Below are 24946 nucleotides of genomic sequence, written 5' to 3'. Positions count from 1 at the left end.
AATATGAAAAAAACCATCGGCGGATTATCGGTTTTAGTGGAAGGCAATCAGAAAGATACAGCAATCATTTTTTTACACGGTTTCCCGTATGACCATACCATGTGGCACGAGCAAATCGCAGCGCTGAGTGAAAACTACTACTGTGTGGCGTACGACATCAGAGGGCTTGGTGGCTCTTCTGTGGGTGATGGACAGTTTACCATGGAATCGTTTGTCGACGATCTTGAACTGATGATTAGCGAGCTTCGAATTGAAAAGCCATCGATCTTGTGTGGCTTCTCGATGGGTGGGTACATTGCCCTTCGCGCCCTTGAACGCATGGAAAATGCTTTTTCCGCGGTCATTTTATGCGACACGGCTTCCAATGCCGACGATAATGAAGGCAAACTCAACCGCTCCGACGTCATCAGACGCATCAATGCACAAGGCTTGACCTCGTTTTCCAAAAATTTCATCGGACACTGTTTCAGCGATGGCTATAAAAAAGCGCACAAAGAGGTGGTCGATAAACGCATCGCCAAGTCGACGAAGTTTAACTCTATCGGTGTTAAGGGCTGTTTGTTTGCCATGCTGACACGCAATGACATGACATCTTTTCTTCCTTCTATCAGCATTCCAACCCTTGTTTTGTGTGGCGAACTCGACACCCTAACACCTCCAGTCAAAATGAAAGCAATGGCGGAGCAAATAAAGGGCTCAGAGTTTGTGCTCATCAAAAATGCGGCGCATATGAGTGTGGTTGAAAACCCAGTAGAGTGCAACGAGGCGATCAAGGCATTTTTAGCAAAACTTTAAGGAGGCAAGCCATGGCACGGGTTGTGATTTTCTCAGGAGCAGGCATCAGTGCGGAGAGTGGACTCTCCACCTTTCGCGACACGGGTGGACTGTGGGAAAAGTACCGCATCGAAGAGATCTGTCAGGCTGGCTGTTTGAGCTGGAACCGTGAAAATACCCTCACATTTTACGACGCAAGGCGCGAACAACTCGCCTCTGTAGAACCAAATGCCGCGCATTATGCTCTCTCAAAGCTTCAAGCAAAATACCCCAACGACATCGCCATCATCACCCAAAATGTCGACGATCTTTTTGAGCGAGCAGGGTGCAAAGAGATTTTGCACTTGCACGGCTTTTTACCTCGCCTTCGCTGTGAACAGTGTGGCACAACCCATCTCATCGGCTACACCAAGCAAGAGCGAACCTTTACATGTAAAAACTGCGGCGGCTCCTTTCGTCCCGACATCGTCTTCTTCGGCGAAGCCGCTCCAATGTACGAACACCTCTATGAAGCGATGGAAGAGTGCCAGTTTTTAGTCATCATCGGCTCAAGCGGAAACGTCGTTGCTATGGATCATTTTGCTTTACATGTAAAGGTTTCCATCCTCAATAATTTAGAGCCAAGTAACGCCATTAATGAGAGGGTTTATACCAAAGTATTGCATCAAAAAGCTACTGAGGCGGTGGATGAAATCGTTGGGGATGTGGAGCGGTTTTTACAAGGGTAATTCTTTGAAAATATTACATGTAAAATTTAGAAGGATAACAAAGTTAAAAGTTTAGCCCTAAGCTTTTTTCTTTCTTAAAAATCTATGAAAAGGTTGCAAAAAAATAAATGCAGAATTTATTATTGACGTTGTTCACACAATACAGCGTAGTATCAAATAATGCTAATTTGGTAGATAAAATAAAGATTATCAAAGAGAAATTTTCTTTGAATGAAGAGAATATACAACTATTCTTTATTGGAATTTTATATGATTTTATCAAGACACAACCACAATATTATTTTAATAGAGATGTAGAAAATGAAGTATTTGAAAATCTAGATAACCTATTTTTGCAAGACAGTAAAAAATTTTCAACAGTATTTTTTGAGCAACAAAATAATTTATTTAGTGCAATTAATTTATACCATCATATTTTAGAAACTTACAATGAACTTGATGATGTCGCTTTTGATGAATCAATAAAAATTAAAATATACTATTTGCCTATTATTACTCAGTTGATGGAATTTTGTTTGAATCATTTGTATAGATTTATTTTGTATAGATTTATTTTGTATATTGAAAATGATTTTGTAGCCGATAAAAATTACAAAGAACAAAATAAACTAGGAGCTTTAAAAAGTAGTTTGAATAAACTTAATTACAAATTTTTAACTAGAATAAATATTGATTTGAGAAATGCTATAAGCCATGGTCAAGTTGAAATTAATGGAAGCGAAATTATTTATTCTTTTAAAGAACATGGAACAAGGGAAGAAGTTTTTAAAACAATTAAATCTTATGAACTTGAAGATATAAAGAATAATTTACTTGATATTGCTAGTGGTTGTATACTTGGAATAATTAAATTCTTGATGGTAACCAATGTGATTAATGAGAGATATTTATCATCTATTGATGAAAAAATGACTCAAGAATATGTGAAGTTATTTTTACATAATGAGAATATTCGAGTTAAAACATTTTCAAAAGGTATAATTGGTACTACACAGTTAAATATACATATTGATATAAAAAATATAAATGATAAAAATCAAATCATTCATCTTTTGGTCTTAATCGGGAAAATACTTTATATAGTTTTCCCTGAGTATGAAAGATATTTTATAAATTATAGGCATCCTTATAGTATAGGAGGAATGATAAGTTTTGAAAACTCTCAACTCTATAAAATGTCCAAAGAAGAATCAGTAACAAGTCTAGATGACTACTTATCAAAAGAATCATTTATCTTAATACCTGATATTCAAGACACAAATATAGATAATCGTTCTTATAAGTTTCAAATTTTTCCTAAAATATATGGAATCGGATGGGAAGTTATACAAATTAAAGATATTAGTTTGGATGGAATAAAAAGATTTGATGCAAAAATACTTGTAGAAGATTCTTTAATCACTAAAGAAGCTGTAGAGAAATTGCTTTTTCAAGCTGTGAGTAAAATTAGAGTTTTGGAAAATAAAAATAATCCTATAACAAAAATAAAATATGGTTCAGTCGAAGCTGATGTTGTTTGTATCTCTGTATTTTTTAAATCAAATGAGAGAAAAAGATTTGCTTTATTGAAAAGCAATACAAGTTTCATTTGTACTGTTAATTATTATAAAAGTAAATCTGTTCCAAAGATTCAATTAGGATTTGAAGATAACTTTCAATTTGAACAGTTGAAAAAATTTGATATTTATTGGAATATCAATTTTGTAAATAAAACAGTTAGCCTTCAAAGACAAAATTAAGAGGTATTATGAAAAATTTGTATATATCAATACTAGTATCTATGATAGTACCAATATTGGTTTTGGGAATAGGTGATGGCTTGTATATAGGACTTTGGTACTATTTTATAGTACCACTTATAATTCTTGGACTGAGTTCAGCTTTTAAGCTTACTTCATCATTCTATACAGGTGTATCAACGGCAATTGCTATTAGTTTTATAATTTATTTGAACATAAACTGGACTGCTAAGATACCAGAAGGACTTCTAGGATTAGGACATATTTTTTCACTTCCAGGAGCTTTTCTTACGGTTATGATTACAGCTTTTTGGTTGAAGAAAAAAAACAATCATTTGCCAGCCCAGAATTTACGAGTAGGTTTTTTTAGTTTTACAATAGGATTTTTGTTAAATCAAATTGTTATATGTAATTTGTGGATGTATTGTGGAGTATTATCATTTTGATTCACTATAAAATAAAAAGAGGTCGGAGTTAAACTTTTAACTTTCTGAAATTTCATTTTTTACATGTAAAGCAATCTAAGATAACTAAAAGGCAAAAATAATGGATAAATTTTTAGAAGCAGCCATAGAAGAAGCGCAAAAAGGGTTGGATGAGGGTGGTATTCCTATTGGTGCGGTTCTTGTGATAGACGGTAAAATCGTCGGGCGTGGTCACAATCAAAGAGTTCAAAAAGGAAGTGCTGTACTGCATGCCGAAATGGACTGTTTGGAAAATGCTGAGCGACTTAGCGCAGGCGATTATCAAAGAGCCACTCTTTACTCTACGTTATCTCCTTGCGATATGTGCAGTGGTGCCATTTTGCTTTATGGCATACCCAAAGTCGTTATCGGTGAAAACCAAACCTTTTGTGGACCAGAAGCGTACGTGAGGTCTCGAGGGGTAGAAGTTGAAGTCATCAATAACCCAAAATGTCGTCAACTTATGGAATCTTTTATACAAAATAATCCTGAACTTTGGAATGAAGATATTGGTGTATAAAAGAAAAAGAGGTCGGGGTAAACTTTTAATTCTTATTGACAATGTAAAAGCATTTTCCATTGTGATTGATAAATAAAACTTTCCTCATTTTATCTGATGAGTATATTGCCATCTCTTGTAGTATCTTTGACTCTTCTGGCCATAAAAATTCATGTCTTTTTTTAGGGGTATATTTAGCTTGAGATACTGATCTATCGATGATATAAGTAAGCTTGTCGGATAAAGAAGCTTCCTTTTTCATGGCGTTAAAATCAATAATTTCATTGAGATTTGCATTATTGGCACTAAAAGTAAAAAGAAAACCATCTTTAGTTTTTAAATAATGGATATTACGAATTTCTTTTGCAGATTTTGGATAGACGTTTGCCTCAAAAACTTTTTGACTATTGCTCAGCAAAAGAAATATAACACCACATACCATGCCAAGAAATAGTATAAGAACTTTATAGTTAAAAAACTTACTGTGCTTTAAAATAGCTTCAAAAGGTATGCTTATCTTTGTATCATCTTGTTGGTTCATTCTAGCTTTACCTCCACAATTTTTGCAATAGCTAAAAAGTAAAAAACCTGAGTTGAATTTTAACTTCTAATACACTTTAGACATAAATCGTTCGATCGATAATGAATTTTTGAGCAGTTTTACCCATGCCTGTTTTATCAGCCAAATCAATGGAAATGCCAAAAACAGAACTCATCTCTTTTTTAATTTCTTCGATTAGCTCAATAGATTTAATGCCGTAGCGTTCGACAAAGGAGGGTTTGGCTTCGATGAAAATGTCAATGTCACTTGTCTCATCGGCTTCATCACGAGCGTAAGAGCCAAATAAGCCCTCTATAACAAAGCCTTCAGGTAAATAATTATTTTTCATGCTTTTAAGCTGTTGAAGAATGGTTTCTTTTTTCATAAAAAAATTATAGCGAAGATTGAGCGCTTTGTGAATTACATGTAAAGATTTACGACACGCATTTACACCGCATCCCCTAAGCTAGAATGTAAAAGTTTTAGCTACAATAGATTGACATACGAAGCTATTATATGGCTATTAATTCAATATGACGAGGTGTTTTTACATAAATGTTGCCCCACCAAAGGGTTTTGCACAACAAAATGCAATGGAGGCATAGATGCTTAAAAAATTACTTTCTTCTTCTTTACATTCAAACTCAAGCGTTGTTCTAGCAACGGATTTGGATGGTACTTTACTCGCAGGTCCACTGCCAGCACGACGGCATTTACGTGAACTTTTTAGCGGAAATATTCCTTATGCTAAACTTGTTTTTGTCACAGGACGAGGCTTAGAGTCGATTTTGCCTGTTTTAAATGACCCGATGGTTCCCAGACCTGATTATATTATCGCGGATGTGGGGGCGACGGTGGTTTATGGTGATACGTTGTTGCCTGTTTTTCCGTTGCAACAAGAGATTTCCGATCTTTGGCCTGGCACGCAATCGGTGGTAGATGCACTGGAATCTTTTTCCTATTTAGAGCGCCAAAGTGTTCCACAGGAGCGTCGGTGCTCGTTTTTGGTGCATGAAGCGATGATTGATGATGCGCTAAGAGCTGTTGTTGCCTCTTTGGGGTGTGAGCTTCTTTTCTCCGCACGAAAATACCTTGATGTTTTACCTAAAGGCGTTGGCAAAGGTGCGACCTTGCGGAAGCTGTGTGCGCATCTTGAATTTGCTCACGAAACGGTTGTGACCGCGGGTGACACGATGAATGATTTGTCGATGTTTCAAGAAGGCTTCTCTAGCATCGTTGTGGGAGGAGCAGAGCCAGCCCTTGTGCACGCAGTTCGTGATGACAAAGGAGTTTATCTTTCATCGGGCGAGGGGTGTGCGGGGATTATTGAGGGGCTTGCGCATTATCAGTTTTTGAAAAGTGAGAAGCCAAGCGTGGTGCATGAAGAGGGAACGTCGGATTTGGTCATGGTGTACCATCGGTTGCCCTTTGATGAGTTGGCAAATGGAGAGAGGAGAAAACCTAAAAGTCCCAATGGCATTATGCCAACACTGTTAAATTTTTTCTCCTCAGGCGTTGAGGGCTCATGGGTTGCGTGGTCGCAACAAAGCTCACGCACACCTTCAAACTTTGAAGTGCATGTTGATGTTGATGTGGAAAAATACCCCAAATTAAAAGCCGCGCGCATTCCTCTTTTAGCCAAAGATGTGGATCTGTTTTATAAGAAGTTTTCCAAAGAGGCATTTTGGCCCATCATTTTTTCCTTTCCCGATAAGGCTGAATTTAAGCAAGAACACTGGGAACATTACCTTGAAATTAATGAAATTTTTGCCAAACAAGCCGCACTGGAAGCATCAAAAGGCGCTTTGGTTTGGATTCATGATTATAATTTATGGATGGTGCCTGCGTTTTTGCGCATGTTACGACCCGATCTGAAAATCGCCTTTTTTCACCACACAACCTTTCCACCTTCCAATATTTTCAATATCATTCCGTGGCGTCGTGAGATCATCGGAAGTCTGTTGCAGTGCGATTATATAGGCTTTCACATTCCTCGTTATGTGGAAAATTTTGTCGATGTCGTGCGCAGTTATGCCCCGACAAAAATTCTTTCCCAACTCCCTTGTGCTCCACGGTTTATGACCTATGGTTGCGCGCTTGGTGTGGATTTGATGAGCGATGAGATTGAGGTTTTAGGAAAGAGGGTGAGGTTGGGTGCGCATCCTGTTGGGATTGATTGTGCGCAGATTGATCATTTGCTTCACAAAACGACATTGCACCATAAAATAGAAGATATTCGCGCTCAATTTTTGGGTAAACGTGTCATTCTCTCATTGGAGCGACTGGACTACGTCAAAGGTGCGCTTGAAAAACTTGTGGCGTTTGAGACGTTACTTGAAAAGCACCCTGAATTTGTTGGAAAGTTGGTTTTGCTCAATTTTGTCACCCCAGCAGCGCCTGGTATGGAAGTGTACGAGGCACTTCGAGTCGAAGTTGACACCTTAGTTGGGCGCATTAACGGTCGCTTTTCGACGCTGGATTGGACGCCTGTGCGTTATTTTTACCGCTCTATTCCTTATGAAGAGGTGATTGCGTATTATGCTATGGCGGATGTTGCGTGGATTACCCCGTTACGCGATGGACTGAACCTTGTCGCCAAAGAGTATGTGGCAACACAAGGGCATTTAGGGGGCAATGGCGTGCTTGTTCTCTCTGAGTTTGCAGGAGCTGCGGTTGAACTTCATGGCGCATTATTGACTAATCCTTACGATGCGAAAAGTATGGAAGAGGTGCTCTATCTTGCCTTAACATTAGGCGAAGATGATCGGACGTACCGAATGATGCGTATGAATGCGATTGTGCGCAGTAACGATGTTCACACATGGGGCGAAGGATTTATGCGTGCGGTGATTCCTGATCGTACGATAACATGACGATCAATTTACTCTTAGATTATACGATTATGGGCAATCCGCTTTTGGACTATTGCATTGCTTTTGGGTTTTTTACTTTAGGCTCTTTGTCTGTTTTTATCTTTAAATATTACATTTTGACAAAGCTAAAACTATGGATTAATGCGATTCCCACAAACGTGAGTGGTTTAATCATCAGTGTCATCGAGACGTATTTTATTCCTGTTTTTTACTTTTCTATCTTTTATCTATCGCTCAAATTTCTTGTATTGTCCTCAAAATTTGAACATATCCTTGATGTGATGATCTTTGTGGTACTGACCATGTTCTCTGTTCGTATTGTGATTGCTATTGCTCATTATAGTTTGCAACGCTATTTACAAACATCGGTTGATTCGATCCAAAAGAAAGATCAACTCAAAGGGATTAGTGGGCTGGTGAGTTTTGCTATTTGGATGATTGCCATCATGTTTCTCCTTGATAATCTTGGGGTAAAAATATCCGCCGTGGTGGCAGGTCTTGGCATTGGTGGTATTGCCGTTGCGCTAGCCGCTCAAGCTGTTCTTGGGGATCTTTTTAGCTATTTTGTCATTTTCTTTGATAAACCGTTTGAGTCGGGTGATTTTATCATGGTTGGCGATAAAATAGGGGTTGTGGAGCATATTGGTATCAAAACGACCCGTATTCGAGCACTCAGTGGCGAGCAACTTGTCTTTTCCAATACCGATTTGACCAATTCCCGCGTGCATAATTATAAAAGAATGGAAAGGCGAAGGGTTGTATTTTCCTTAGGTGTGACGTATCAGATTGCACCAGAACAGCTCAAAAAAATCACGACCATCGTCAAAGAGATTATTACCATGATCGATACGACAACGTATGATCGGGGGCATTTTGCAAGCTATGGCGATTCAAGTTTGAATTTTGAATTTGTGTACTACGTCAATAGCGATGATTACACGATCTATATGGATATTCAAGAGTCGATTAATATGGCAATATTTGAAGCTTTTGGTAAAGAAGGGATCGAATTTGCCTACCCAACACACACACTTTTTATCCGTAAAAATACAGAAGAAGTGTGATTTTTGAAGAGATCAAGGCTTTACATGTAAGAACCTTTTACATTTTAAGGCGAAGATTTGCTACAATATAAAATACCTTTGTTTGAGAATGCTTATCAACTCATGGTAACTTAATTTTAGGGGAAGAGGGTGAGCGAAAGTTCTGTTTTACGTATCAATGCTTATGATCTGTTGCAGATCGCTCAAACGAAGCAGTACCCTTTTTCGCGTGAAAATTTTTTGGCAAAGGTCAAACCCGAACTGGGGGATGGGACGTTTATTTGGTATAACCTTGGAAACGGTGTGGCGGCGTACACGTACGCGTATGTTTTGCATCAAGATACGATAACGTCGCTCTCTTCGGATATTTCTGGGGCGGTGTTGGTGTTCAACCTTGGCGATGACTTTACGCACGTGTTTAAAAATAAGACACAATACCTCATCAAGAAAAACAGCTTTTTTATCGGTTTTTCGTCCCATGCGTTTTGTATGGAGATGCAGATGCAAAAAGACAAGCACTACCGTACGATTACGATTGGCATCAAAGAAGAGCTGCTGTTTCATCTCATCTCAAATTATCAAGAGGTGTACACAAAGATGGCTGAGGAGACGCAACAGAATGGTTATGCTGTTTTAGAAGGTGGTGAGATTGATCTAAGACAACTGGAGATTTTAAAGGCGTTTGATGAACACGCAATGGATGAAAATCTCTTGAATGTGCTCTATTTGGAGGCGCATATTATGTATTTGGCGCATTATACGATTGAGCGTATGATGAGTACGATGCACAAGATTGCCGATTTTTCGTTGGATATTAAAACGATTCATTCCCTTGAAAAAGCGAGACATATCATCTTGCACGAGTACGATAAAGAGCTTTCGATCAAACAGATTGCCTATCGTTCGGCGATTAATGAGTGCTATCTCAAAAAAGATTTTAAAGCGTATTACGGCATGACCGTGTATGAGATGCTTCAAAAACAGCGCTTGGATGTGGCAAAGACTTTACTGCAAAACAATATGAGCGTGAAAGAGGCGGCGTTTAAAGTCGGTTACAAACACACGGGCAATTTTAGCAAACGTTTTGTGGAGCATTTTGGCATATCGCCGAGCATTTATCGCAAACAACTCTTGTAAATCGCATTTTTTCCTCTTTTTATCTCTTTTTTTCCCTTTCGTGACTCTTTATTTATTGATAATCATCCTCATAAATGGCACACTTCCACCATCAAAACAAACATGATACAAAAAGGACGATGGATGTTAGACAAAAAATTATGGAAAATGAGTTTGGCTGTATGTTTACTGCTACCGTCACTTGCATTTTCAGAAAACACTACCACGGTGGAACTCTCAGAAGTAACCGTTACGGGCGAAAAAATTGAGCGTTCTTTGCAAGAGACAACAACCGCAGTCAGTGTTTTCAAGGGCGATACCATTGATGCTTCACAAACAAAATCGGCGTACGATGTAGCGGCGCAAGTACCCAATATGATCAATAATCCCTCAGATCTTCCCGTCATTCGTGGTGTCAGTGGCGCAGGCCCTGCATCGGGAATGCACGCGTTTATCTCGGGGGCGCGTCCACGCATTAGTACGAGTGTGGATGGTTTGAGTGAGAGTTGGAGCGGACAGCGTTATTTGGACATTGGCGCTTGGGATATTGAACAGATCGAAGTGCTTCGTGGCCCTCAATCGACCACACAAGGACGCAATAGCATCGGTGGTGCGGTTGTCATCAATACCAAAGATCCGACGTTTGAGCCTGAGGGTGCTGTGCGCGTTGGTTATGAAAACGAAGATGACAAAGCGCTGCTTGCCGCGATGATCTCAGGTCCCATCGTAGAGGATGAATTAGCCTTACGACTGGCTGCGCAGGGCGTTTACGGACATGGATTTATCAATTACACAGGCGCGAGTACCCCTTGGGATGCTTCGGAGATTAAGCAAGGCAGTGTGCGGGGAAAAATGCTTTGGATTCCTAAAGATATTGAAGGGTTGATCGTTAAGACGACCGTATCGCATCGCAGCCAAGAGGGCGAATATATGAATGAAATCAGTAACCCTGATATTTCATTATTCCAAGATGTCGTCACATCTTCCAACCCTGTGCGCTACACCGATACCACCACCACAACCGTAAGTGTCGATGTCGAATACGCGATCAATGATGATCTAAAACTCTATACGCTACTCGGTCATAGCGATTATCAAGCCTCGTTTGAACAAGCAACACTCGTGATGCCTTTGGATCTGGATGAAAAGAGCAATACCCTTGAAACGCGTTTGGTGCATGACCCCAAAGGTGGGTTGTTGACGAGCATGGTGGGGCTTTATTTTTACAACCGTACGCAAGATATTGCAACCGATGGTATCACACTGTTGAGTGGTGATGATGAGATCAAAACGGCCGCTTTATTTGCTGAAGAGTCTTTACATGTAAGCGATTCTTTAGATGTAATTTTTGGTGGACGTGTTGAGAGAGAGCAACAAGAAAGAGACGTTTCGTATCAAAGAGGGGCCAATATGGCCTCCACCGATACCGATACGGCTGAAACGATTTTCCTGCCAAAAGTAGGCATTAACTACAAACTTACTCCAGAGCACAATTTAGGGTTTACGATTCGCAAAGGCTACACGCCCGGTGGTGGTTCCATTTATGTGAGCGCGGTGCCTTATACGTACTATGAGTTTGATAAAGAAGAGGTGTGGACGTATGAAGCGACAACGCGCTCGTTAATGCTCAATAAAAGTCTAACGCTCAATACCAACCTTTTTTACAACGATTATGATGGCTACCAAGGCTTGTTAAGTAATCGTATTACCAACATTCCTGAGGGTAAAAGTTACGGTTTTGAAGCCGAAGCAAGTTACCGTTTGAGCTCAAATTTGGAGCTACACGGCGGGTTTGGTCTTTTACGATCTGAAATCACCGAAACGCCAACAGGTACGAGTTATAAAGGAAATGAGTTCAATTACGCGCCTCATTTTACGGGCAATGTTGGTTTTACCCAACACTTTGGCGGAGGCTTATTCTTTGGAAGCGACCTCTCGTATGTGGGTGAATACTACTCAGGCATCGATAACAACGAAGCCTACACCGCAGGCAAATATACGCTGGTCAATGCCAATTTTGGCTATGAAACCAAAAGCTATACAATTCGTACCTACGTCAAAAATACGTTGGATGAAGACGTGCTTTATTCATATCGAGGAACCAATTTACAAGTGGGTCAACCGCGCACCTTTGGCGTGACGTTTGATTACCGATTTTAAGGGAAGTCGTACATATGAGCCTTTATCGCTATTTATCAACTCCAGAGCCCCATGGTAAAAAAATCGGGCTCTTTCGCATCATCACCGCCATCTTTGGCGGTTTGGTGCTTTCGTATCTTAGCCTGTGCGTTTTGGTCGCTTTTGATTCGCCTTTTAAAAACGATTTCGCCGTGATCGCTCTTTTGTACAACACGTTGGCGTGGGCGGCGGTCGCTTTGTGGATCGCCTTAGCGCCTAGCAAACTTAGCGCACTGCTTCGTTTTGTGCTTCCAACGTTGATCGTTGTGGGCATTTTAGGATGGCTGTATGAATGAGATTAACGCATCTAAATTATGGAAACAACGCCTTTTAAGGCTTCATGCCGCACTTGGTATGGTTGTTTCGCTGGTCATGTACATCAGCGTTTTCTTTGGCATTTTTGCCATTTTTTTGCCGTACCTTCAAGTGTGGGAAAAGCCATCGCGTCATATTGAGAGGACAGATGTGACGCAGATTGAGTATAAAACAATGCTCAATCAGGTTTTAGAAGACCCCAACTTTCCTAAAAATAACCTGCTTATCACACTTCCTGGAACAAAAGGGGAAACGGCTTTGAGCATTTCACACCGTTTTAGTGCCCCACTTTTTTTCAATCCTTTTAGTGGTGAAAAGATTCAGGATGAAGGAGCGCAATCGCATCTTGCAGGCTTTTTAAATAAACTCCATTACGGCAAAGTGCTGGATTTTGATAAAGAGCTTTTTGGAGTCGCCTTTAGCTTTTTGGGGCGTTTACTCTTTGGTTTTATGGCTGTGGGTGTGATGAGCATCGTCATTTCAGGCGTTATTTTGATCATTATCTTCTCCTACAAGAACAAACCCAAAACGCCGCAAGCACTTTTTTCACGTTTACATGTAAAGATTTTTACGTGGGTTTTTCCTATCTTTTTACTGATTACACTCAGCGGTGCTTTTATGAACCTTTCACTTTTAAGCTCCATTCCTATGGCAAAATTGGCAAGTGGTGGCAAAGAGAGCCGCATCGATGCGATCATCGGTCCCGTGCTTTTTCCTAAAGAAGAGGCGCGTATCGCTTCTGGTGAAACAGCACCGATGCTACCGATTAAGACATTAATCACAAAAGCGCAAACCCTCAATCCGCAGATCAACTTTCAGCAATTAAAGCTGGTCAACTGGAACGCTACAAATGCCCAGATCGAGCTCAAAGGGTACGATATTACCAAGCCTTTTCTAAATGGTGGTGCGTTTAACAAGCCTAGTCTAACCCTCAGTGCGGTCGATGGCTCGCTTATCTCTGAGCAAAAAGCACTGGATCGTTCGTGGAGTGTTTTCTTTGCGGAAGCGACCTTCTTTCTTCATTTTTTAGCAGGCGTGGATATTATCAGCCGAACGTTAGTGGCCTTAGTGATGGTCGCATCTGCTCTGGCAATCGGTTTTGGCGTGATGCTGTGGCTTGAAAAACAGGCGAAAAAGTTTGATGAGCGCATTCCTTTTTATCATTGGATGGCAAAATTCTCTTTAAGCATCATGGTCGGCGTCATTCCCGCCACGGGTGTGCTTTTCGTGTTGCAGTGGCTTTTACCGTTTGATCTGAGTGATCGGCTTTTATGGCAAAAAGGACTCTTTTACAATGCGTGGCTCGCAACGCTTTTCTGGGCGTTTTACCGCTTCAACACCTACCAAGCTGCCAAAGAGTTTTTAGCCTTGGGAGGTGTGTTGTTTATCGGCTCAGTTTTACTGCACTGGTTTATGCTAGGATTTTTCCCTTTTAGCCCTATTTTAGGGGTCGATATTTGGCTTTTGTTGTTGGGATGCGCGCTGCTTTGGAGTGCACGAAAACTACCGTGTCAGCCTGAAGCAATACAATCGTTTTGGATTAAAAAAGAGGAGAGAGCATGAAAAAATTTATGGTGTGGATGATGGGATTGATGGTGCCAACGCTTATGTGCGCGCATACATTGTTGTTACATGTAAGCGACAATGACGATGACACAATCAGTATCAAAGGCGAATTTAGCACAGGCGAGGGCGCTCCTGGAGCATTGGTGAAACTGCAAGCCTTAGGAAGCCAAGAGATTTTACTCCAACAAAGACTGCCCGATAGCAGTGAACTTGTTTTGAGCATCCCTAAAGTGCCGTACGAGGTGATTTTAGATGGAGGTCCTGGTCATCAGATAAGCCGTAAAGGCATCGCGCCTAAAGCTGGGTTTAAAAAAACAGCCACCAAAAATGAATCAGCTTCTCCCACAAAAGCGATGAGCCAAAGCGTACCACTCGCACTCAGTGTTTGCCTTGGCTTGGCATTTGTGCTCTTAGGTGGGACGCTGTTTATCAGTATTTACAACACAAATAGACTGCTTAAAAAGCTAAATTCTGCTAAATCGTAATGTTTTTGCGGTGCCGATAGGGTGTGTTGGCACCTTTAAGGAAGCTTTTTATGCGAGTTCGATCGATACGTGTACCAACTCTTCATGAATGGAAAGTCCGTGTTTGACCTGCTCGATGCTCAGGGGTGTTTGAGCGCACAGTGTGAGAATGCAGCCGTATTTGCCTTTGCCGACTTGCCATACATGTAAATCTTTAATCGAGATTTTTTCTTCCAAAGCATTGATAACGTCGATGATTTCTTGAACAATCGGTTCGTCCATCGTTGCGTCTAAGAGTATTTTCCCCGATTGTTTGATGAGCCCTACCGCCCATATGAAAACCAAGACCGAACCGACGATTCCCATCACCGGATCAAGCCAATTTGCACCCCATAGCATGCCGCCTAAAAGTGCGACAATCGCCAAAACCGACGTCAAGGCATCGGCGAGAACGTGAAGGTAGGCGGCTTTAAGGTTCATATCGTGACGGTGATGATGTTCATGGTGATCGTGTCCGTGGTGATCGTGTCCGTGGTGATCGTGTCCGTGGTGATGATGATCGTCGTCTTTGAGCAGCCATGCGCATACAAGATTGACGATCAATCCGAGAACAGCTATGGCGATCGCTTCTTGATAGGCAATTTGCACCGGATTGAAAAGACGTTCGATCGAATGGTACGCCATAAAAAAAGCGACGACTAGCAATAAAATCGCACTGGTATAACCGCCTAGCACTTCTATTTTATACGTTCCGAAATTGAAGCGAAAATCTTGTGCGTATTTAGTTGCCATAACATATGCCGTAAATGCCATACCGAGTGCTAAGGCATGCGAACTCATATGCCATCCGTCCGCTAAAAGTGCCATCGAGTTAAAATAAAGGCCGCCGACGATTTCAAAGACCATCATCGTAAACGTCAAAAGCGTGGCATAAAGCGTGTTTTTCTGGGAAATCGGATTTGACGTATCGAAATTGTGCGAATGTGCAAGACTTTTGAGCGATTCTAGCGTGTTCATTTTAGACCTTTTTAAATTTTTTTTTGATACTATACCCCAGTATATCTAATAAAATTATAAAAGTCAAAAATGTCTCATACGATTGCCAATAAAGAGAAGCTGCTTTTACGGGTCAAAAAAATCAAAGGTCAATTGAGCAGTCTTGAAAAAGCTTTGGAAGACGAAAAAGAGTGTTTTAAAATTTTACAACAAATCAGCGCGGCACGCGGTGCTATACACTCGTTAATGAGCGAGGTACTGGACGGGCATATCAAAGAGCATCTGGGAAATCACGTCAGCGAAGACGATAGAGAAAAAGAGATACTTAACCTTGCGAGTCTTTTAAAAACGTATTTGAGGTAAGGCGATGCAAAAGATTTTATTGATTGAAGATGATGAAGAATTTGCCTCTTTGATTCAAGCATTTTTGGAGCAAAGAAGCTTACACGTAGATATCTGTGATGACCCTTTTAAAGCCGTTGTTACACCCCTTGAACCATACAGCTTAGTGCTTTTGGATTTGGGACTTCCGGGGATGGATGGGCTTGAAGTGTGTCGTGAACTGCGAAAAAAAAGTCAGATTCCTATTATTATCTCCTCCGCTCGCAACAGTACCAGCGATAAAGTCATGGGATTACAAATTGGTGCAGATGATTACCTGCCTAAGCCGTATGATCCTGATGAGTTGTATGCACGCATCAGCAGTTTGCTTCGAAGGGTTAATGCTTTTTTAGATGAAAAGCCTAGCAGGGCGTTTGTCATTGATGCCAAAGCCCATGATGTTCTTTTTCTAGAAAATCCTCTTTTCCTCACCGAAGCTGAATTTGAAGTTGCCTCACAGCTTGTCAAACACAATGGCAATGTGGTCTCCAAAGAGCAACTCCTCTACGATTCGCCTGCCATTTCATCAATGGATGGAAAAAGTTTAGAGATGATTATCAGCAAAATTCGAGGAAAAATCAAACCCTATTCTCTCAAAGAACATATTATCGCCCTTCGTGGTCGAGGGTACCGCCTTGTGGAGTAATATCAAAACCTCATTAATCGCACAAATCAGGCTTTTATTTGTGATTTCTCTTGTGGTGATTCTTGGACTGTGGGGATTTTTTTATATTCGCCAAAAACACCTGCAAGATGAGCACAATATGGCGCGTTATTTTAGTATCGCAAGCTCATTACAACCCGTGTTGATTCAATCGTTTAGCATTAGTGATGAGGATTTGAAAGCGTATAACGTTAAAATTTTTACCCAAAAGCCCCCTAGCGAAGCAAAAATGCTTTATCACAAAGGAGATGAGCTTAAAGGCTTCAGCCTCTTTTCGTATCAAGGAAAAAAGGTGTTGTATGTGTACAATCCCATAGGCACTATCTATTTAGAAGATTTAGAAGAGGACTATGCGCTCATTTTGATTCACTCCATTTTTGCTATCTTGTTGGGGCTTCAAACGATTTTATTTATGGTCTCAAAAAAAATGCTCACACCGCTTATGGATGTGGAGCTACACTTTAAAAGAATGGAAGGTGGGGATTATTCTGAAGTGGCAATGACCTCACAGTATAAAGAAATCAATCAAATTTCCCACTCCTACAACAAAGCCATTCGTCATATTGGCTACCTTTTAGAAACGCGCGAGATGTTTAATAAAATATTTATGCATGAGATGAAAACACCTTTGGCAAAAGGAATGTTTTACCTTAAAAATGAGCCCTCAGTGAAAACGCATGAACAGATTCATACGGTATTTGAGGCGATTAACGCTCAGCTCAATACATTTAAGACCTTAGAAGAGCTTATTGGTAAAAATGAAGCAATTCTGCCACACCCTCATGCGCTAAACTCCCTTTTAGAAGAAGTTTTGCAAACCTTACATGTAAAGGATGCGGACGCTATACAAACAAAGGGATGTGAAAGGTATACGCTTTACGGGGATAAAGAGTTGTGGTTGGTTTGTTTGAAAAACATACTCGACAATGCCTTGCAGTATTCAAAAAACCATAAAGTATCTCTTACATGTAAGGAAAATAAACTCCACATTTCCAATGTAGGAGAACCGCTTCCTATTGATATTTCTCAGAACTTACACAGTTGGAAATTGGATAAAACGCAAAGACATAAGAGCTCAACGGGGTATGGATTTGGTCTTTTTATCATTCAAAAAACCGTCCATCTTAACGGCTATACGATAGACTATAGCTATGAGAATGCTCACGTTACGCTAATCATTTCTCCAAAATAATCCTGTTTACCTCTGTTTACCTTCGCTTGGGTTACGGATTACCTTCGTCTTTTATAATTTCATCACAAATCAAAAAAAGGATTCACGATGAAAACAACAAAACTCATCACACTTAGTTTAGCGCTTATGGTGGCATCAAGCTCAGTTTACGCTTTTGGAGGACCAAAAGGTTTTATGGACTGCGATAGCAGATCAGGCAAAATGCCTTTTCAAAAGCAGATGGCAATGAGTGGCAATGGTATGCAAGAGGTTATGATGACACTCTCCACTATGGATTTGTCTAAAACACAATGGAATGAGATTCAAAAAGTGATGTTTGATGTACGCGAACAGCGTTTTGACAAAGTCGACACCAAAGAAGCGGTCGTTATTATCAACAAAGATGGCACCTTTGATAAAGAGGGTTTTGTCAAAAACAGAGCTTCTTTGTCTAAAGAGATGATTGATGTTCAAGCCAAGAGCATTGAAAAAGTTTTGAGTGTTTTGACAACCGAACAACGCAAAACATTAGCTACCAAACTTGCGATCTAAGGAGCACTTATGACACGCTACACATCACGCTCTGTTATCCTCCACTGGCTTAGTGGGGGATTGCTTATTTTTCTTTTGATGACAGGAACATTTGTTTTATCGAACATGCCCAATACGGTTGAAAAGTTGGGTTCTTTAAAAATCCACATGATTTTAGGCATCCTCACAACATTGATAAGCGTGATGCGTATTTGGATGATTTCAAGAGCTCCAAAGCCCGAAGCCCTTTCTATGAGCCCTTTTAGAGCTACGATGATGAAAGCCAATCATATCGCCATCTATGGTGTCATTATTGCGATTGGTGTCAGTGGATTTGTGCTTGCACAAAGTGCTTCTTTAGGGCAGATGATTTTCTTCGGATTAGAAAAAGAGCTTTACAGTAGTTTTAAAGATTTTGGCGTGGGCATTGTCCATGGTTTTTTAACCAAAGTGCTTCTCTTCTTAATCGTCATGCACGTTGCAGGTGTGGTCTCGTATGCCATTAAAAGTAAGAACAATATTATCAAACGCATGTGGTTTTAAAGGAGCAATGATGAGACAATTATTAAAAATAGGCACGCTTTTAGTGTGTGCAGGATTGACATTGGTGGCGCAAGAAAAAAGTGCAGAAGATCTTGTAAAAAGTATGAAAAAAGAGGACATTACCTATGCGCAACTCATGAGCGGTATGGGTATGGCGTATGATAACATCCAAAAAGGTGTCATTACTATGAATAAACTCCTTGTGGATCGTGGTATTGATTTTATCAGAACCCATCCAGCACCTAAGCAAAGTCCGTGGCTCATTATGGATAAGGATAGCCAAGAAGGGTTTAAAGCAATGCTTGTTTATCATGATGAAAAGATGGATGAAGATGTTGCTTTGATTGAAAAAGCGGTCCAAAAAAAAGATTGGATGGGTGCGTATGATAATGTTAAAGAGTTGGGAAACAGCTGTATTTCATGCCATTTAGCCTATAAAGATCATGTCAAATACGTTATGAAATAAACCTTACTTTTCGTAAGGCTTTTCTTTTTTTATGTTATATGTTTTTTGATAACACTAAAATACAATAATAATTTATTCGGTATGGATGTCGCTACATCGAAGGGGTTTTTACCATATACCCGATCCCTCTAATATTGGTGATAAAATCTTCTTTCAAATGATTTTTTAAACGGTTGATCTCTGTTCGTATGGTGGCGTCATCGACGTCCATATCAAAATCATTCCATACGTCTTCTCGAAACATGTCGTAGCTACAGACAAATCCTCGGTTATGGGTGAGAAATTGGATGATTTGCAGTTGCCGTTTGGATAAAACTTGGGGCTCTTCATGAAAATAGAGCGTCATCGCATCACAATCAAAACTGTAAGAGGCTGAGAGTCTTTTGTGATGCCTCTCTTTTTTTAAGGTTTTTGAAATGCGGTCGATTCGGATATTGAGCTCTTTGAGATGAAACGGTTTTTTCAGATAATCAAAACAGCCCAGCTCAAACGCTCGTGAGATGTCTTCAATGTCGATGAGTGCTGATATAAAAATGACGGGCATGACTTTTTTTTGCGCATGCAAGGTCTCTAAAATGCTAAGTCCATCCATGTTGGGTACGTTAATATCAAAAACAAGCAGGTCAAACCGCTCTTTTTCCAAGATGCTTAAACAGGCATTGCCATCTCGCACCGATGTCATGGCATGACCGATGGTAGTGAGGTATTTTGTAATTGATTCGTTCAGGAGAATGTCATCTTCTAGGAGTAAAATTTTCATGCGTCCTCGATTTTAAATTGGTATGAAAAGGATGTGATGGCTTCATCGGAGTGCAGTGTAATTTTCACGTTTTCTTCCTTACAGATTCTTTTAACGAGATTGAGTCCGAGCCCAAAGCCGTCTTGTGCCTCTTCTTCACGGTAGAATTCTTCAAAGATTTTCTCGGGTTTTTGAATTTTTCGCGAATGCGACGCGATGCAAAAATGACAGCTGTCCGCATCTTTGTAGATAGAGATGACAATTTTTTCATTTTCAAAGGTGTATTTGATCGCATTGGTGAGATTGTTGTCGATGATACGTTGTAATTTGGTTTCATTAAAGAAGATCATGGCGTCCTCACAATCGGTTTGAAAGATAAGCATGGATTTTGCTTTATCGGCAACTTGCGCAAAAAAGTCGATGCGACTACGAATATAATCGATCAAATCAATGGGACGCTTCACATAGTTGATTTGGTCTTTTTTCACCAAATAACTCAAATCATCGTACATTGAAAAGATGCTTTTCGCCGCAACTTCAATATTTTCCAAGTAAGTACTTTTCCCAAACTCCATCTCATGCAGTTCGATATTGTTCATGATGACACTCAGTGGCGTGTTCATCTCATGAACAGTGTAGCGCAAAAACTGTTTGTGGGATGCTAAAAGTGTGGAGTAGCGCCTCTGTTTCTCCAAGCGTTTGGACTGCTCGTCGTAATCGCGCGCACTCTGCTCAATCAAATGGGTCAAGGATTCAATGGATTTGGAGTAGGGGGTATTTTTTTTGACCTCCTCTTTGTTCGAGGTGTTTGGCATGGAAACGTTGGTGGATGATTCGCTGAGGGCAACGACGGTGAGTGTTTGGTTGAGCAGCTTGTTGTGGCCGTTTTGGTGGTAAAACTCTGAGTAGGTAAAAAACCCTGAGGTTGCCGCTGTTTTTGAAAACGAGCCAATGCCCAGTTTAATTAAAAACGGCATAAACCGTCTTCGTGCCATACAGGAGAAGACATAATACGTTTCTGCGTTGATCGTGTGCAAGTTTTCTAAAACGTCTATGGGATCTTTCATCAACGACTCAGCGTCGCCAAAGCCGATGCGGACTTTGTCACCTTCGCTAAAATTGCCACTGTAACTCAGACTTCCATCGTTATGTTTGGCGATGACGGCTCTTGCCATGGTGACGCCATACTTTTCGAGAATGAGGGGAAATTCTGTTTGTGAGAAGTTACCGCCGAGGTATTTATCGTAAAACTCAGCCGCTTTCATGCCATCGATCAGGTAAACTCTATTTTCTGTTACTTTCGTAATGGTATGCTTAAGCCCGATAGGTTTCCAATCAAACTTATAATCGGTCGCTACATGTAAAGCATCAGAATTTAATGAAATCCCGACCACACCTTCGCCTAAAAGGGTCTTTTGGGATGAAATATAGGTTTGCTCAAACTTCCCATTATCACCTGCCATGCCACCGCAAATGGGTATGGTCGCATCATACGATTCCACTCCTTTTAAAAACTCTTCGGCATTCATACGTGTGCCATCGGAGAAAAGAATGAGGAGTTTTGTGTTGGAGCTCACCAAATCAGAGGCAATGTTCACACCGCATTGAAAAGAGTCTTCATGGTTGCTGTAGGCCGTTTTAATGAAAGTATTTTCAAAAATACTAATGGAGATGACGGTTCTAAGTGTCGTGATCGCCTCACCAAAGATCTCTCCATCGGTGGTCGTTCCGATACAAATGGCATGGGGAATTTGGGTGAGGATAATGTCGCTGATCTCTTGCAATACCGCTTTACCTTGCCCACAAAAGAGTTGGACTAAAACATTTTTTTCCGTTTCAAAGAGCGAAAAATCAATGATGCTGTGCACCGAACCTGTTTCATAACAAAAATTGTATGTCTTCATAAACCTTTTCTCCCAAGCGCATTTTCACGTGTTTGAAAGATACCCAATAGCAGCTTATAAGGAAGATATTTTTTAATACAAAGCCCAAAAATAAGAGCGTTACATGTCAATAGATTACCGATTTACTCCTCCCAAATTTTTTTTTGATACGACACTTTACAATCAATGCCATTGCTATATTCATGCTACAATCCTACTATATAATCTTCACAGATAGTTAAAAAGTAAATCTAATAAAAACACATAAGTTATGGGAGGCCAAAAAATTCTATAGAACATGAATACAAAACGTATCGACGTGCTTCATGGTGGGTTTTAGGGGTGAGTTTTTTGATAAATCATGGTGGTGAATATGCAAAAGAAGCATATTGAAGGCATTTAAAGTGAGATTTTCAAAAAGCTTATGTATCAAAATGTGCACATTTTGCATATTTCTTACATGTAAGAAAGTGCTGACAACTATTTTAAGAGGGAAACACATGTTAAAAAGAACTTTAATCATTAATGGCGTTAAAACCACTTTGGTGACAGACGCCGAAGAGAAACTATCCGATGTGCTGCGAAAACAGCTAGGACTCACAGGCACAAAAGTAGGCTGTAATAGTGGTGAATGCGGTACGTGTACCGTTATTTACAATGGCAAGGTCGTGAGATCGTGTATTTTGAAAATGAAAAAAATTGTAGACAATGATGAGATCATCACGATTGAAGGGGTGGGTACAAAAGATAAACTTCACCCACTTCAAGTTTCATGGATGGTGCATGGCGCGGCGCAATGCGGTTATTGTACGCCTGGTTTTATCGTCTCAGCTAAAGGTCTTTTAGATCAAAACACCAACCCAACACGCGAAGAAGTTCGTGATTGGTTCCAAAAAAACAAAAACCTCTGCCGTTGTACAGGCTATATTCCTTTAGTCGACGCGGTGATGGACGCTGCTAAATTAATGCGCGGTGAAATCACGATCAAAGATATTTGGAAAGAGCTTCCAGAGGGTGCCTCGTTGGTGGGTTCAGAGTTTATTCGTCCTTCCGCACTTGCGAAAGTCATGGGAACATGGGATTTTGGAGCCGATTTAGGTTTAAAACTACCATCCAATACTCTTCATGCCAAACTCGTTCAAGCCGAAGTTTCCCATGCCAATATTTTATCAATTGACACCGAAGAAGCTAAGAAAGTCCCGGGTGTTGTCGCCGTTCTTACCTATAAAGATGTCAAGGGAACCAACCGCATCAATGGTTTAGCGTTTCCTACCAATAAAGGCGATGGCTTAGATCGACCAATATTAAATGATAAAAAAATCTTCCAATACGGTGATGCCATTGCGATTGTTTTGGCTGAAAACGAAAAAGCCGCTCATGCGGGCGTTGAGAAAGTCAAAGTCGAGCTTGAAGTGTTACCTGCCTACATGAATGCACCGGACGCGATGGCAGATGATGCGATCGAAATTCACCCAGGAACGCCTAATGTGTACTTTACCAACCACATCAGCAAAGGAGCCGAAACCAGCTCTATCATGAAAGATGCACCTTTTGTGGTAGAAGATAGCTTCTATACACAACGACAACCTCACTTACCGCTTGAGCCGGATGTTGGTTTTGCGTATGTCAATGATGAGGGAAAATTGATCGTGCACTCAAAAAGTATCGCACTGCATTTTCATGCGTTGATGATTGCAGAGGGTGTGGGTATGAAAGCCGAAGACGTTTTTATCGTTCAAAACAACACGGGAGCTACGTTTGGTTATAAATTTAGCCCAACGATGGAAGGTTTACTTGGGGTTGCAACTCTTGCTACGGGAAGACCTGTGTACCTTGAATTTGATATGAAACAACAAATCACCTATACGGGTAAACGTTCACCTTTCTGGACAACGATGAAAATGGCGGCAGACAAAAATGGCAAAATCTTAGCGTTAGAGTCTGATTGGAGTGTTGATCATGGACCATATTCTGAATTTGGTGACTTATTGACACAACGTGGTTTCCAATTTGGAGGGGCTGGTTATATGATCCCTAACATTCGTGGCAATGGACGAACCGTCTGTACAAACCACGGTTGGGGTTCAGCATTCCGCGGATATGGTTCACCTGAGATCATGTTCCCATCCGAAGTGCTTATTGATGAGTTGGCTGAAAAAGTCGGCATGGACCCGTTTGAATTCAGATACAAAAATGTCTACAGACCAGGCGATACAACCCCAACAGGATGTTCTCCCGATGTCTTTTGTTTAGAAGAACTGTTTGATAAAAGCCGCCCAGTGTACGCGTTAGCGAAAAAGACAGCGGCGAAAAAGAATGCCAATGCGGCTGCTGATAAAAAATACGGCGTGGGCGTTTCGGTCAATATCTACGGGTGTGGCTTAGATGGCCCTGACTCTTCCGAAGCGTGGGCAGAGCTCACCAAAAACGGCGTTGCGGTCGGCAATTCATGGGAAGATCACGGACAAGGTGCGGATATTGGTACGCTTACCTTTGCGCATGAAACCTTAAAACCTCTGCATCTTAAACCAGAGCAAATTGATTTGGTGCTCAATGATATGACCAAAACACCGAACAGTGGTCCAGCAGGCGGAAGTCGCTCCAATGTCGTGACGGGTAATGCAACCGTTGTGGCATGCCGCAATCTCCTCGAAGCGATGAAAAAAGCAGATGGCACATACCGAACCTACGATGAGATGGTCGCCGAAGGGCGTGAGCTTAAATACATGGGTAAATGGACAGCTCCGTGCACCGATACACCTCCGACAGATGGTCAAGGCAACCCATTTGCGGCTTACATGTACGGTGTGTGTATCGCTGAAGTCGAGGTCGATACGAAAACAGGTAAAACCAATGTTGAGAAAATGACACTCGCTTCTGATGTCGGTACGATCATCAATAAACTCGTTGTCGATGGGCAAATGTATGGTGGTTTGGTTCAAGGTATCGGTTTAGCGCTTACTGAGGACTTTGATGATCTTAAAAAACATACAACCCTAACAGGATGCGGTATCCCAAAAATCAAAGATGTTCCTGATGCTTTGGATCTCATCTATACCCAATACCAACGACCAAACAGTTTACTTGGCGCTTCAGGTGCAGGTGAAATGCCTTTGGCTGCGCCTCATGCGGCGATTATCAACGCTATTTACAATGCGTGTGGTGCGAGAGTGACACACTTACCAGCACGCCCAGAAAAAGTTTTGGCTGCAATGGCTTAAGCTTTACATGTAAGAGTGGGATACACACGTATCTCACCTCTTACATGTGCC

General features: G+C 40.8%; 24 protein-coding genes. 19 read left to right on the top strand and 5 right to left on the bottom strand.

Features of this window, described 5'->3' with window-relative positions; all coding sequences use genetic code 11:
• The first annotated feature begins 3 nt into the window (after positions 1-3).
• The 5 genes from SHALO_RS09440 to SHALO_RS09420 all read left to right on the top strand — a co-directional run bounded on the left by SHALO_RS09440 (position 4) and on the right by SHALO_RS09420 (position 4225).
• Positions 4-795 (top strand): alpha/beta fold hydrolase, encoded by a 792-nt coding sequence (locus SHALO_RS09440; protein WP_069478306.1) that lies wholly within the window; start codon positions 4-6, stop codon positions 793-795.
• A gap of 11 nt (positions 796-806) precedes the next feature.
• Complete coding sequence (locus SHALO_RS09435; RefSeq protein WP_069478305.1) at positions 807-1502, top strand: SIR2 family NAD-dependent protein deacylase; 696 nt, start codon at positions 807-809, stop codon at positions 1500-1502.
• A 107-nt stretch (positions 1503-1609) separates the two neighbouring features.
• Positions 1610-3241: a hypothetical protein gene (locus SHALO_RS09430; protein WP_069478304.1), complete on the top strand. Its 1632-nt coding sequence runs from the start codon at positions 1610-1612 to the stop codon at positions 3239-3241.
• A gap of 8 nt (positions 3242-3249) precedes the next feature.
• Positions 3250-3687, top strand: a complete 438-nt coding sequence (locus SHALO_RS09425; RefSeq protein ID WP_069478303.1) for a hypothetical protein — start codon at positions 3250-3252, stop codon at positions 3685-3687.
• Between the two features lie 100 nt (positions 3688-3787).
• Positions 3788-4225, top strand: a complete 438-nt coding sequence (locus tag SHALO_RS09420; protein WP_069478302.1) for a nucleoside deaminase — start codon at positions 3788-3790, stop codon at positions 4223-4225.
• Between the two features lie 25 nt (positions 4226-4250).
• On the opposite strand, the gene SHALO_RS09415 is transcribed toward SHALO_RS09420, so the two are convergent.
• A complete protein-coding gene (locus SHALO_RS09415; RefSeq protein WP_069478301.1) occupies positions 4251-4745 on the bottom strand; it encodes a hypothetical protein in 495 nt (164 codons plus the stop codon).
• A gap of 76 nt (positions 4746-4821) precedes the next feature.
• Positions 4822-5094 carry a nucleotidyltransferase family protein gene (locus SHALO_RS09410; protein ID WP_238585228.1) on the bottom strand — a complete coding sequence of 91 codons (273 nt, stop codon included), beginning with the start codon at positions 5092-5094 and terminating at the stop codon, positions 4822-4824.
• A gap of 256 nt (positions 5095-5350) precedes the next feature.
• Between SHALO_RS09410 and ggpS the strand changes: the two genes are divergently transcribed.
• The 7 genes from ggpS (at position 5351) to SHALO_RS09375 (ending at position 14321) form a co-directional block, all read left to right on the top strand.
• The gene (gene ggpS, locus SHALO_RS09405) at positions 5351-7618 is read left to right on the top strand and encodes a glucosylglycerol-phosphate synthase (RefSeq protein ID WP_069478299.1); all 2268 of its coding nucleotides are present in this window, start codon (positions 5351-5353) and stop codon (positions 7616-7618) included.
• A complete protein-coding gene (locus SHALO_RS09400) occupies positions 7615-8682 on the top strand; it encodes a mechanosensitive ion channel family protein (RefSeq protein WP_069478298.1) in 1068 nt (355 codons plus the stop codon). Before ggpS ends, SHALO_RS09400 begins: the two co-directional genes overlap by 4 nt.
• 129 nt (positions 8683-8811) lie before the next feature.
• Complete coding sequence (locus tag SHALO_RS09395; protein ID WP_069478297.1) at positions 8812-9798, top strand: helix-turn-helix transcriptional regulator; 987 nt, start codon at positions 8812-8814, stop codon at positions 9796-9798.
• 123 nt (positions 9799-9921) lie between these two features.
• The gene (locus SHALO_RS09390; protein ID WP_158513720.1) at positions 9922-11937 is read left to right on the top strand and encodes a TonB-dependent receptor; all 2016 of its coding nucleotides are present in this window, start codon (positions 9922-9924) and stop codon (positions 11935-11937) included.
• A 14-nt stretch (positions 11938-11951) separates the two neighbouring features.
• A complete protein-coding gene (locus SHALO_RS09385; protein ID WP_069478296.1) occupies positions 11952-12251 on the top strand; it encodes a hypothetical protein in 300 nt (99 codons plus the stop codon).
• Positions 12244-13833 (top strand): PepSY-associated TM helix domain-containing protein, encoded by a 1590-nt coding sequence (locus SHALO_RS09380; protein ID WP_069478295.1) that lies wholly within the window; start codon positions 12244-12246, stop codon positions 13831-13833. The genes SHALO_RS09385 and SHALO_RS09380 overlap by 8 nt, the downstream gene beginning before the upstream one ends.
• Positions 13830-14321 carry a hypothetical protein gene (locus SHALO_RS09375; RefSeq protein WP_069478294.1) on the top strand — a complete coding sequence of 164 codons (492 nt, stop codon included), beginning with the start codon at positions 13830-13832 and terminating at the stop codon, positions 14319-14321. Before SHALO_RS09380 ends, SHALO_RS09375 begins: the two co-directional genes overlap by 4 nt.
• Positions 14322-14369: 48 nt before the next feature.
• On the opposite strand, the gene dmeF is transcribed toward SHALO_RS09375, so the two are convergent.
• On the bottom strand, positions 14370-15317 hold the full coding sequence (gene dmeF / locus SHALO_RS09370) for a CDF family Co(II)/Ni(II) efflux transporter DmeF (protein ID WP_069478293.1): 948 nt from the start codon (positions 15315-15317) through the stop codon (positions 14370-14372).
• Between the two features lie 69 nt (positions 15318-15386).
• Between dmeF and SHALO_RS09365 the strand changes: the two genes are divergently transcribed.
• The 6 genes from SHALO_RS09365 to SHALO_RS09340 all read left to right on the top strand — a co-directional run bounded on the left by SHALO_RS09365 (position 15387) and on the right by SHALO_RS09340 (position 19052).
• Positions 15387-15659, top strand: a complete 273-nt coding sequence (locus SHALO_RS09365) for a metal/formaldehyde-sensitive transcriptional repressor (protein ID WP_069478292.1) — start codon at positions 15387-15389, stop codon at positions 15657-15659.
• A gap of 4 nt (positions 15660-15663) precedes the next feature.
• Entirely contained in the window at positions 15664-16323 is a 660-nt protein-coding gene (locus tag SHALO_RS09360; protein ID WP_069478291.1) for a response regulator transcription factor, read from the top strand.
• Positions 16313-17533 carry an ATP-binding protein gene (locus SHALO_RS09355; protein WP_069478290.1) on the top strand — a complete coding sequence of 407 codons (1221 nt, stop codon included), beginning with the start codon at positions 16313-16315 and terminating at the stop codon, positions 17531-17533. The genes SHALO_RS09360 and SHALO_RS09355 overlap by 11 nt, the downstream gene beginning before the upstream one ends.
• A gap of 87 nt (positions 17534-17620) precedes the next feature.
• On the top strand, positions 17621-18064 hold the full coding sequence (locus SHALO_RS09350) for a hypothetical protein (protein WP_069478289.1): 444 nt from the start codon (positions 17621-17623) through the stop codon (positions 18062-18064).
• 9 nt (positions 18065-18073) lie between these two features.
• Positions 18074-18586, top strand: a complete 513-nt coding sequence (locus SHALO_RS09345) for a cytochrome b (RefSeq protein ID WP_069478288.1) — start codon at positions 18074-18076, stop codon at positions 18584-18586.
• Positions 18587-18593: 7 nt separating this feature from the next.
• On the top strand, positions 18594-19052 hold the full coding sequence (locus SHALO_RS09340; RefSeq protein WP_145923251.1) for a hypothetical protein: 459 nt from the start codon (positions 18594-18596) through the stop codon (positions 19050-19052).
• Positions 19053-19143: 91 nt separating this feature from the next.
• Here SHALO_RS09340 and SHALO_RS09335 read toward each other — a convergent pair whose 3' ends face one another.
• Positions 19144-19812 carry a response regulator transcription factor gene (locus SHALO_RS09335; RefSeq protein WP_069478286.1) on the bottom strand — a complete coding sequence of 223 codons (669 nt, stop codon included), beginning with the start codon at positions 19810-19812 and terminating at the stop codon, positions 19144-19146.
• The gene (locus SHALO_RS09330; RefSeq protein ID WP_069478285.1) at positions 19809-21695 is read right to left on the bottom strand and encodes an FIST N-terminal domain-containing protein; all 1887 of its coding nucleotides are present in this window, start codon (positions 21693-21695) and stop codon (positions 19809-19811) included. Before SHALO_RS09330 ends, SHALO_RS09335 begins: the two co-directional genes overlap by 4 nt.
• 479 nt (positions 21696-22174) lie before the next feature.
• Here SHALO_RS09330 and SHALO_RS09325 point away from each other — a divergent pair, with 479 nt between their 5' ends.
• Entirely contained in the window at positions 22175-24895 is a 2721-nt protein-coding gene (locus tag SHALO_RS09325; RefSeq protein WP_069478284.1) for a molybdopterin-dependent aldehyde oxidoreductase, read from the top strand.
• Positions 24896-24946: the final 51 nt, after the last annotated feature.

The sequence above is a fragment of the Sulfurospirillum halorespirans DSM 13726 genome (assembly GCF_001723605.1).
Taxonomy (GTDB): Bacteria; Campylobacterota; Campylobacteria; order Campylobacterales; family Sulfurospirillaceae; genus Sulfurospirillum; species Sulfurospirillum halorespirans.
This window is presented reverse-complemented; position numbering and strand designations above follow the sequence as displayed.